Below are 10,758 nucleotides of genomic sequence, written 5' to 3' on the forward strand. Positions count from 1 at the left end.
TTTAGTGCAGTGTGAAATCGAGCGGCCGACGGGGCTCCCCGGCTAGTTGGATAGCCCCAAAACCAGCACAAAATCAGGGTTTTGGCCGTTGCTGAGCGCCCAGAGGCGTCCGTCCGGGGCGAGCGAAACGTCGCGGATCCGACCATATTTGCCTGTGAAATAGGCCACAGGATCGCCGGCAAATTCACCGCGCAGCGGTACCGCCCAAAGCCGCTGGCCACGCAGGGCGCCGAGGTAGGCCGTGTCGCCAACGATTTCGAGCCCGCTGGGCGAGGAATCCGCCGTCGAGGGCCACACCACTTTGGCGTCAAGGAACCCTTCGCGGTGCGGGGCTCCCGTCACCTCGGGCCAGCCGTAGTTGCCGCCGGGGACGATCAGGTTCAGTTCGTCGTCTCTGTCCGGACCGAATTCGCTCGCCCACAGCCGGCCCGCGCTGTCCCAGTCGAGCCCTTGGACGTTCCGGTGCCCGAGGCTGTAGACGGGGTTCGAGCCGAAGGGGTTGCCGGGAGCGGGTCTCCCGTCCGGGGTGAGGCGCAGGATCTTGCCGCCGAGGGCGTTGCGGTCCTGGGGTTGGTCGCGGCGCTGGGAGTCGCCGGTTCCGACGTAGAGGTACCCGTCGGGGCCGAACCGGATGCGGCCTCCGTTGTGTGTGGAGGCCTTGGGAATTCCAGTGAAGATGGTTTCGGGGGCGCCCAGATCCGGGAGGCCGTTCCCAGCGAGCCGGAAGCGGGCGATCCGGTTGTCCGGCCCGGCCGTGAAATACGCGTATAGATACCGGCCGGCCGCAAGCTGAGGAGAAAGGGCCAGCCCCAGCAGTCCGCCCTCGCCGCCGGGGATGACGCCGGGCACTTTGCCGACCGTCGCTGCGGGACCGCCGCCTGGCGGCACGGACTTTAGCAGCGCGCTGTCCCGTTCCGAGATAAGGGCAGTGCCGTCCGGCAGGAAGACCACAGACCAGGGCAGCGTCAGCCCGGCGTCGATGCGGCCGGCAACTCTCAGGACGCCCGCAGCCGGCTCGCTGCTGGCGGGTGGGCTGCTGGCAGCCGGCTCGCTGCTGGCGGGCGGGCTGCTGGCGGGCGGCGGGGGAGCGGGTGGACTGCCGGTGCAGCCGGCCGCGGCCAGGGACGCAGCCAGTACCGCCACCGCCGCTGCCCGCGCCGCTGCCCGCGCCGCTCGCCGCGGCGACCGCCGCTGCATTGCTACAGCCGGGAGCGGCGGGGCGGCCGGAAGCCCGCTGCTTCCGCATGGGCGGCGGAAAGGAACCAGACTTCTGCCCGGGTCTCCTCGTAGGAGGGGCTGGTCTCGTCGTGGTAGATCATCGAGGAGGCGTTGCCCTTGACGGTGAAGCCCTCCGGGCCGCTTCCATCCGCGGCCGGCGCGGCAGATCCCTCGCCGTACGGCTGCTCAACGGCCAGATGCCCGGAGGGCGCCGCGGTGTGGCTGGCTGAGCCTTCGGTGAGTGCGGCCGATGATGCTGCCTGCGCCGTCTCCAGTTCCGCAGCCTCGGCCGCGGCGGACTCCGCGCCGGGGAGGGTGGGGGCGTGTGGCTCGGTGTATTCGGCGTGGTGCACGGGGGTGTGTGCTTCCGGCGCTTCGGCGTGGGCGCCGTGGGCCAGGTGTTCGCCGTGGCCCCCGTGCGGAAGGTCGTGGTGCGTGGCGGCATGTGCCTCGGCCGGCGGCGTCTCCGACCACTGGGTCTCCCACTCGGAGCCGCCCGCTGCGGTGCCGCCCGTTGCGGTGCTGGCCGTTGCAGCGACGCCCGCTGCGGTGCCGCCCTCGGCGGGCGCGTCCTCCTTGGGAGCTCCCTCGGCTGTGGTGCTCCCCGCCTGTGCACCCGCCGCGTCGTCGTCGGCGGTGGTTGGCGGCTGCGGCTCGGCGTTGCCAAATCCGGCGGAGGAAGGCATCCCCGTGGTCGCGGCCGCGGCGGCCGACGCGGCGGCGGTCMCGCCGGACAGGGCGCCGTCGTGGCTTGCCCGGTCCCCGGCAGCCCTCGACGAGGCTCCGGACCCGGTGGGCGTCGGGGTTCCAGCGCCACTGCGGGCATTGTTGCGGTTCAGCTGCCACCACACGACGCCGACAATCACCACGATGACGATGAGCCAGATAATCCAATCCATAGCCGAATCCTTCTGTCCAGGCGGCAAGGTTGCCGCTGTTTGACGTTACGTCCGGCCCGACGCGGCTGTCCAGCGTTCCGGACCGGCCCCGTGTAGCCTCGCATCATGGACTTCAAGCGACTGCGGATTCTTCGCGAGCTGGCGGACCGCGGCACCGTGGGGGCCACCGCCGAGGCCATGCGGGTAACGCCTTCCGCAGTCTCACAACAGCTCAAGACCCTGCAGGACGAACTCGGTGTAGTGCTTGTGGAGAAGTCCGGCAGGGGAGTGCGGCTGACTGAGGCAGGGCTGGCCATGGCCGGCGCCGCTGCGGAGGTCTCCACGGCCATGGCCCGCGCCGAGGCAACCATAGACACCTACCGCCTCGGCTGGCAGACGCACATCAAGGCGGCGTTCTTTCCGAGTGCCGCGGAAATGTTCCTGCCGGGACTGTTGCACCGCGTGAAGGAGATCGACGGACTGCGCTTCGAGGCGCATTTCGAGGACCCCGGCGTCGCCGGCTTCGCCGCGCTGGCCGCGGACTACGACATTGTCCTGGCCCACAGCGTGGACGGACCCGAGGTCTTCGCCCGCCAGGGCCTCCAGGTGATCCCCCTGATAGAGGAACCGCTGGACGTGGCGGTGCCGGCGGACCACGAACTGGCCGGCAAGGCGACGCTCAGCGCCGAGGACGTCGTCGGGTTCCCCTGGATGGGCGTGCCCGACGGTTTCCCCTTTGATACCGTCCTGCGGCAAATCGAGATGCAGGCCGATTCCCCGGCCCTGCGGGCGCAGCTCTTCCCGGACCTGCGGGTGCTGGAGGCGCTGGTCAGTGCCGGGCACGGGCTGAGCCTCCTGCCGCGCTACACCGCCCTGAAGAACCAGGGGCGAGGCTTTGTGCTCCGCCCGCTCCGCGGCGTCAAGGCCAGCCGAAGCATCGTGGCCCTGGCTCGTCCCGAGGCCGCCGCCCGGACCACCATCCAGCAGGTACTTATGCTGCTGAAGGCGGAGGCCCAGGCGGTCGCCGAAGCCCCCGAGCTGCGTGACGCGGCTCACAGCATCTGAGCCGAACGAGCCGCGGAGTCCAAGGGGTGAGACAACCGTCCACTATTTGGGCGAAATATTCCCGGTTTTACGCTTAATGAGCCAGTCCGGCTCGTTGCTGCCGACGGCGGAGCCCTAGACTTTGAGCCATGAGTGAGGACAGCCAAACAGCGACAGAGACCAAGCCGGACATCAAGCCCCGCAGCCGGGTCGTTACCGACGGAATCCACGCCGCGCCCGCGCGCGGCATGTTCCGGGCGGTCGGCATGGGCGACGACGACTTCGCAAAGCCCCAGGTGGGCGTGGCGAGTTCGTGGAACGAAATCACTCCCTGCAACCTTTCTCTGAACCGGCTCGCCCAGGGCGCCAAGGAAGGCGTCTTCGCTGGCGGCGGGTTCCCGATGCAGTTCGGCACCATCTCCGTCTCCGACGGCATCTCCATGGGCCATGAGGGCATGCACTTCTCCTTGGTGTCCCGCGAAGTCATTGCGGACTCGGTCGAGACCGTCATGCAGGCCGAACGGATCGACGGCTCGGTACTGCTGGCCGGCTGCGACAAGTCCCTGCCGGGCATGCTGATGGCGGCCGCCCGCCTGGACCTGTCCAGCGTCTTCCTGTACGCAGGCTCGATCATGCCCGGCTGGGTCAAGCTCGAAGACGGCTCCGAGAAGGAAGTCACGCTGATTGACGCCTTCGAGGCTGTGGGCGCCTGCGCCGCGGGCAAGATGAGCCGCGAGGACCTCGACCGCATCGAAAGGGCCATCTGCCCGGGCGAAGGCGCCTGTGGCGGCATGTACACCGCCAACACCATGGCCTGCATCGGCGAGGCCCTGGGCATGTCTCTTCCGGGTTCCGCCGCCCCGCCCTCGGCCGACCGCCGCCGCGACGTCTTCGCGCACAAGTCCGGCGAGGCCGTCGTCAACCTGTTGCGCCTTGGCATCACCGCCCGCGACATCATGACCAAGAAGGCGTTCGAGAACGCGATCGCCGTGACCATGGCCTTCGGCGGCTCCACAAACGCGGTGCTGCACCTGCTGGCCATCGCCCGCGAGGCCGAGGTCGAGCTGAGCCTTGAGGACTTCAACCGGATCGGCGACAGGATCCCGCACCTGGGCGACCTCAAGCCCTTTGGCCGCTACGTGATGACCGACGTCGACAAGATCGGCGGCGTCCCGGTCATCATGAAGGCCCTGCTCGACGCCGGCCTGCTGCACGGCGACTGCCTCACCGTGACCGGCAAGACCGTCGCCGAGAACCTCGCCTCGATCAACCCGCCGGACCCGGACGGCAAGGTGCTCCGCGCCATGGACAACCCGATCCACAAGACCGGCGGCATCACCATCCTGCACGGTTCGATGGCTCCGGAAGGCGCCGTCGTGAAGAGCGCCGGCTTCGACGCCGACGTCTTCGAAGGCACCGCCCGCGTTTTCGAGCGCGAACAGGGCGCCCTGGACGCACTGGACAAGGGCCAGATCAAGGCCGGCGACGTCGTCGTGATCCGCTACGAGGGCCCCAAGGGCGGCCCGGGCATGCGCGAGATGCTCGCCATCACGGGCGCGATCAAGGGCGCAGGCCTCGGCAAGGATGTCCTGCTGCTCACGGACGGCCGCTTCTCCGGCGGAACCACGGGCCTGTGCATCGGCCACGTCGCACCGGAAGCGGTCGACGGCGGCCCCATCGCCTTCGTCAAGGACGGCGACCGGATCCGGGTGGACATCGGGGCCCGGACGTTCGACCTCCTGGTGGACGACGCCGAGCTCGAAGCGCGCAAGGTGGGCTGGGAGCCGCTGCCGGCCAAGTTCACCAAGGGCGTGCTTGCCAAGTACGCCAAGCTCGTCCACAGCGCCTCCACGGGCGCCTACTGCGGGTAATACCTGCCCAACTGGCTCGCATTAGTTGTCGTTATGGGGCCCCATAACGACAACTAATGCGAGCTACTTGGGAGAGGCGTTCAAAAAGTGGACAATGGAGTCCACATCGTGAGACAGGGGCTTGGCTCGTTGACACCTGTCTTGCTCAGAGGGAAAACTGAACTCATGATCGAGATCGTTACCGCGGGCGTCACTTCAGGTGTCTCCGTCGTACTTACCAAGCGCGTGGCTCCATAGCCCGACTGGTAACGAACCGTCACGCGCAAACCCCTCGAAGAGCCGCCAAGGCTGAGGGGTTTTTTTATTACCCGTAGTTCCACGATCACAGTAGATCCACCAAAGGAAGAGTCCGATGAGCAAAGGATCGCCGATCAGCCCCTCGCTGATGGCCACAAAGTCCGCTGGAGCCCACAAGGCTCCGGAACGCATCGAACGCCCGGCAGACGCCGGCGTCGAGCATGCTGCTGCCTCTCCCGTCCTTGGGCCGAACAACGTCGTACCCCCGACGGTGATGACCGGCTCGCAAGCTATCGTCCGCTCGCTCGAAGAACTCGGCGTCCAGGACATTTTCGGTTTGCCCGGTGGCGCGATCCTGCCCACCTATGACCCCTTGATGGCCTCCAAAATGAACCACATTCTGGTCCGTCACGAACAGGGAGCCGGCCACGCCGCGCAAGGCTATGCCATGGTCACCGGGCGGGTTGGCGTCTGCATCGCCACCTCGGGCCCCGGTGCCACCAACCTCGTTACCGCCATCATGGACGCCCACATGGACTCCGTGCCGATGGTGGCCATCACCGGGCAGGTCTCCAGCGGAGTCATCGGCACCGATGCCTTCCAGGAGGCGGACATCGTCGGCATCACCATGCCGATCACCAAGCACTCCTTCCTGGTGACCGACCCCAACGACATCCCGCACGTGATGGCCGAGGCGTTCCACCTCGCCTCGACCGGCCGTCCCGGCCCCGTCCTCGTGGACGTGGCCAAGGACGCCCAGCAGGGCCAGATGACCTTCTCCTGGCCGCCCAAGATCGACCTGCCCGGCTACCGGCCGGTGGTCCGCGGCCACAGCAAGCAGGTCCGTGAAGCGGCCAGGCTGATCGCGGCCGCCAAAAAGCCGGTGCTGTACGTTGGCGGCGGCGTGGTCAAGGCCCACGCGTCCGCGGAACTGCGGGAACTCGCCGAACTCTCCGGCGCCCCCGTGGTTACGACGCTGATGGCCAGAGGCGTCTTCCCGGACTCACACCCGCAGCACGTCGGCATGCCAGGCATGCACGGCACGGTGTCCGCCGTGACCGCGCTGCAGCAATCCGATCTGCTGATCACGCTCGGTGCGCGCTTCGATGACCGGGTCACCGGCATCCTGAAGTCCTTCGCCCCGAACGCCAAGGTCATCCACGCGGACATCGACCCGGCGGAGATCTCCAAGAACCGCACCGCCGACGTGCCGATCGTGGGCTCAGTCAAGGAGATCATCCCGGAGCTCAGTGATGCCCTGCGCCTCCAGTTCGAAGCCTCCGGCACCCCGGACCTCGGCAACTGGTGGGCCTTCCTGAACAACCTCAAGGAGACCTACCCGCTCGGCTGGACCGAACCCGAGGACGGCCTCAGCGCACCGCAGCGCGTGATCGAGCGGATCGGTGCCCTCACCGGCCCCGAGGGCGTCTATGTCGCCGGCGTCGGCCAGCACCAGATGTGGGCCTCGCAGTTCATCAAGTACGAACGCCCGCACGCCTGGCTGAACTCCGGCGGCGCCGGCACCATGGGCTACGCCGTGCCGGCCGCGATGGGCGCCAAGGTGGGGGAGCCGGACCGCGTGGTCTGGGCGATCGACGGCGACGGCTGCTTCCAGATGACCAACCAGGAACTCGCCACCTGCGCCATCAACAAGATCCCGATCAAGGTGGCGGTCATCAACAACTCCTCGCTGGGCATGGTGCGCCAGTGGCAGACCCTCTTTTATGAGGGCCGCTACTCCAACACCGACCTGAACACCGGCCATGACACCGTCCGGATCCCGGACTTCGTCAAGCTGGCGGACGCCTACGGCTGCGCCTCCTTCCGCTGCGAACGGGACGAGGACATCGACGCCACCATCCAGAAGGCACTGGCAATCAATGACCGCCCGGTCGTGATCGACTTCGTCGTCAGCCCCAACTCCATGGTGTGGCCGATGGTTCCCGCCGGAGTCAGCAACGACCAGATCCAGGTTGCCCGCAACATGACCCCGGACTGGGAAGAAGAGGACTGAACATGACCCGCCACACACTCTCCGTTCTGGTCGAAGACAAACCCGGTGTGCTGACCCGCGTCGCCAGCCTCTTCGCCCGGCGCGCCTTCAACATCAACTCCCTGGCCGTCGGCCCGACCGAGGTTCCGGGCATCTCCCGGATGACGGTCGTCGTCGACGCCGACGGCGAGCTGATCGAACAGGTCACCAAGCAGCTGAACAAGCTGATCAACGTGATTAAGATCGTCGAGCTCACCCCCGAATCTTCCGTACAGCGCGACCACATCCTGGTCAAGGTACGTGCGGATGCCGCAACCCGGCTGCAGGTAACCCAGGCAGCCGACTTGTTCCGTGCCTCAGTGGTCGACGTCTCCACAGAGTCGGTGGTCATTGAGGCGACGGGCCACCCCGACAAGCTCACCGCACTGCTTTCGGTGCTGGAGCCCTTCGGCGTCCGCGAAATCGTGCAGTCCGGCACCCTGGCCGTCGGCCGAGGGTCCCGTTCCATGAGCGACCGGGCCCTGCGCTCCGCCTAGGCGGCCGTGCCAAGCCTGCAGCAACACAGCAATACCCTGAATTTCCCCAGACAACACCAAAGAATCCATTCAAAGGAGACACCCCAGTGACTGAAATGTTCTACGACGACGACGCCGACCTGTCGATCATCCAGGGCCGCACCGTCGCCGTTATCGGTTACGGCTCCCAGGGCCACGCCCACGCCCTCAGCCTGCGCGATTCCGGTGTTGACGTCCGCGTCGGCCTGAAGGAAGACTCCAAGTCCCGCGCCAAGGCCGAGGCCGAGGGCCTGCGCGTTCTCAACGTCGCCGACGCCGTCGCCGAGGCAGACCTCATCATGATCCTCACCCCGGACCAGGTCCAGCGCCACGTCTACGCCGAGGACATCGCCCCGAACCTGCAGGCCGGCGACGCCCTGTTCTTCGGACACGGCTTCAACATCCGCTACGGCTACATCAAGCCGCCGGCCGACGTCGACGTCGCCCTCGTCGCACCCAAGGGACCGGGCCACATCGTGCGCCGCGAGTTCGAAGCCGGCCGCGGCGTGCCGGACCTGATCGCCGTCGAGCAGAACGCGTCCGGCAAGGCCAAGGAACTGGCCCTGTCCTACGCCAAGGCGATCGGCGGCACCCGCGCCGGCGTCATCGAGACCACCTTCACCGAAGAGACCGAAACCGATCTCTTCGGCGAGCAGGCTGTGCTCTGCGGCGGCGCCTCGCAGCTGATCATGTACGGCTTCGAGACCCTCACCGAGGCCGGCTACAAGCCCGAGGTTGCCTACTTCGAGGTGCTGCACGAGCTCAAGCTGATCGTCGACCTGATGGTCGAGGGCGGTATCGCCAAGCAGCGCTGGAGCGTCTCTGACACCGCGGAATACGGCGACTACGTCTCCGGCCCGCGCGTTATCACCCCCGAGGTGAAGGAAAACATGAAGGCCGTCCTCAAGGACATCCAGGACGGCACCTTCGCCAAGCGCTTCATCGACGACCAGGACGCCGGAGCCCCCGAGTTCAAGGCCCTGCGCAAGAAGGGTGAAGACCACCCGATCGAGGCCACCGGCCGCGAACTGCGCAAGCTGTTCTCCTGGATCAAGAACGAAGACGACTACACCGAAGGATCAGTGGCCCGCTAAGGCAACTGGCCGGCAGGGGAGCCGGACACCCGCACCGGGGTCCGGCTCCCCTGCGTTCAGCACCACCCGCAACATCTGCACCACCGACGTTTCACCAAAATCCCCACCTGAATACAAGAGAGCTAAAGAGGTCACCGGTGACAAGCACCAAACCTGTCGTACTCCTCGCTGAGGAACTTTCGCCCGCCACAGTCGAGGCCCTCGGCCCGGACTTTGAAATCCGCCAGACCGACGGAGCCGACCGTTCCCAGCTGCTCTCCGCGATCGCCGACGTCGACGCGATCCTGATCCGCTCCGCCACCCAGGTGGACGCCGAGGCCATTGCCGCCGCGAAGAACCTCAAGGTGATCGCCCGCGCCGGCGTGGGCCTGGACAACGTCGACATCAAGGCCGCCACCCAGGCCGGCGTCATGGTGGTCAACGCCCCGACGTCGAACATCGTCTCTGCCGCCGAACTCACCGTCGGCCACATCCTCAGCCTCGCCCGCCACATCCCGCAGGCCTCCGCCGCGCTCAAGGACGGCGAGTGGAAGCGCTCCAAGTACACCGGCACGGAGCTCTTCGAGAAGAAGATTGGCATCATCGGCCTCGGCCGGATCGGCGCCCTCGTCGCGGCCCGCCTGAAGGGCTTCGACACGAAGATCCTCGCGTACGACCCCTACATCACCTCCGCCCGCGCCGCCCAGCTCGGCGTGCAGCTGGTGACCCTGGACGAGCTCCTGGCCCAGTCGGACTTCATCACCATCCACATGCCCAAGACGCCCGAGACCGTCGGCATGCTCGGCGCGGAGGCCTTCAAGAAGATGAAGAGCAGCGCGTACGTCGTCAACGTCGCCCGCGGCGGCCTGGTGGATGAGGAAGCCCTGTACGCGGCACTGGAGTCCGGCGAGATCGCCGGCGCCGGCGTCGACGTGTTCGTCAAGGAGCCCAGCACCGACCTGCCGTTCTTCAAGCTCGACAACGTCGTGGTGACCCCGCACCTGGGCGCGTCCACCGACGAGGCCCAGGAAAAGGCAGGCGTCTCCGTTGCCAAGTCCGTCCGCCAGGCCCTCGCCGGCGAATTGGTGCCAGACGCCGTGAACGTAGCCGGCGGCGTCATTGCCCCGGACGTGCGCCCCGGGATCCCGCTGATCGAGAAGCTGGGCCGGATCTTCACCGCAATGACCCACGCTTCGCTGACCCAGTTCGACGTGGAGGTGGCCGGCGAAATCTCCTCGCTGGACGTCAAGGTCCTCGAACTCGCGGCCCTCAAGGGCATCTTCGCCGACGTCGTGACCGAACAGGTCTCGTACGTCAACGCGCCCGTGATCGCCGAGCAGCGGGGGATCAACGTCCGGCTCATCACCACCCCGGACACGGAGTCCTACCGCAACGTCCTGACCCTGCGGGGGGCCCTGAGCGACGGCAGCCAGATCTCGGTGGCCGGCACGCTGACCGGGCCCAAGCAGATCCAGAAGCTCGTCGGAATCAACGGTTTCGAGGTCGAAATCCCGATCAGCGAACACCTCGTGGTGGTGGCTTATTCGGACCGTCCGGGCGTGATCGGCACGATCGGGCACATCCTCGGCATGAACAACATCAACATCGCCGGCATGCAGGTGGCGCGGCAGGCGGAGGGCGGCCAGGTGCTTGCGCTCCTGACCATCGACAGCTCCGTGCCGCAGCAGGTGCTGGAAGCGATCAAGGCCGGAATCGGCGCCGATATGGTCCGCGAGGTCGACCTCGAGGACTAGGTCCCCAGCGTGGGCGCCTGCGGCGGCAACACCGTCGCAGGCGGCCACGAATGAGCGGCCGGTCTGCGTACAATGGCTAGGTCCGAATTTCGGATTTGGCCGGCAGACCGGCCTTTACTTTTGCACACCCGGCCGG

8 protein-coding genes are annotated in these 10,758 nt (G+C 67.2%); 6 read left to right on the forward strand and 2 right to left on the reverse strand.

Going from position 1 to position 10,758, the window contains the following annotated elements; translation table 11 throughout:
* Positions 1-42 precede the first annotated feature (42 nt).
* Entirely contained in the window at positions 43-1,197 is a 1,155-nt protein-coding gene (locus AC1DGE_RS07440) for a PQQ-dependent sugar dehydrogenase (RefSeq protein WP_441417426.1), read from the reverse strand.
* A gap of 2 nt (positions 1,198-1,199) precedes the next feature.
* A complete protein-coding gene (locus tag AC1DGE_RS07445; RefSeq protein WP_476917197.1) occupies positions 1,200-2,117 on the reverse strand; it encodes a sunset domain-containing protein in 918 nt (305 codons plus the stop codon).
* Positions 2,118-2,222: 105 nt separating this feature from the next.
* Between AC1DGE_RS07445 and AC1DGE_RS07450 the strand changes: the two genes are divergently transcribed.
* The 6 genes from AC1DGE_RS07450 (at position 2,223) to serA (ending at position 10,622) form a co-directional block, all read left to right on the forward strand.
* Positions 2,223-3,161, forward strand: a complete 939-nt coding sequence (locus AC1DGE_RS07450) for a LysR family transcriptional regulator (protein WP_441417428.1) — start codon at positions 2,223-2,225, stop codon at positions 3,159-3,161.
* A gap of 128 nt (positions 3,162-3,289) precedes the next feature.
* Positions 3,290-5,011, forward strand: a complete 1,722-nt coding sequence (ilvD, locus tag AC1DGE_RS07455) for a dihydroxy-acid dehydratase (protein ID WP_441417429.1) — start codon at positions 3,290-3,292, stop codon at positions 5,009-5,011.
* Positions 5,012-5,363: 352 nt separating this feature from the next.
* Entirely contained in the window at positions 5,364-7,262 is a 1,899-nt protein-coding gene (locus AC1DGE_RS07460) for an acetolactate synthase large subunit (protein ID WP_441417430.1), read from the forward strand.
* A gap of 2 nt (positions 7,263-7,264) precedes the next feature.
* The gene (gene ilvN / locus AC1DGE_RS07465; RefSeq protein WP_138768975.1) at positions 7,265-7,777 is read left to right on the forward strand and encodes an acetolactate synthase small subunit; all 513 of its coding nucleotides are present in this window, start codon (positions 7,265-7,267) and stop codon (positions 7,775-7,777) included.
* A gap of 86 nt (positions 7,778-7,863) precedes the next feature.
* Positions 7,864-8,889, forward strand: coding sequence for a ketol-acid reductoisomerase (gene ilvC, locus AC1DGE_RS07470; protein WP_441417431.1), 1,026 nt, complete (start codon positions 7,864-7,866; stop codon positions 8,887-8,889).
* Positions 8,890-9,026: 137 nt separating this feature from the next.
* Positions 9,027-10,622, forward strand: coding sequence for a phosphoglycerate dehydrogenase (gene serA, locus AC1DGE_RS07475; protein WP_441417432.1), 1,596 nt, complete (start codon positions 9,027-9,029; stop codon positions 10,620-10,622).
* Positions 10,623-10,758: the final 136 nt, after the last annotated feature.

This window comes from Arthrobacter sp. 05N425 (genome assembly GCF_056397125.1).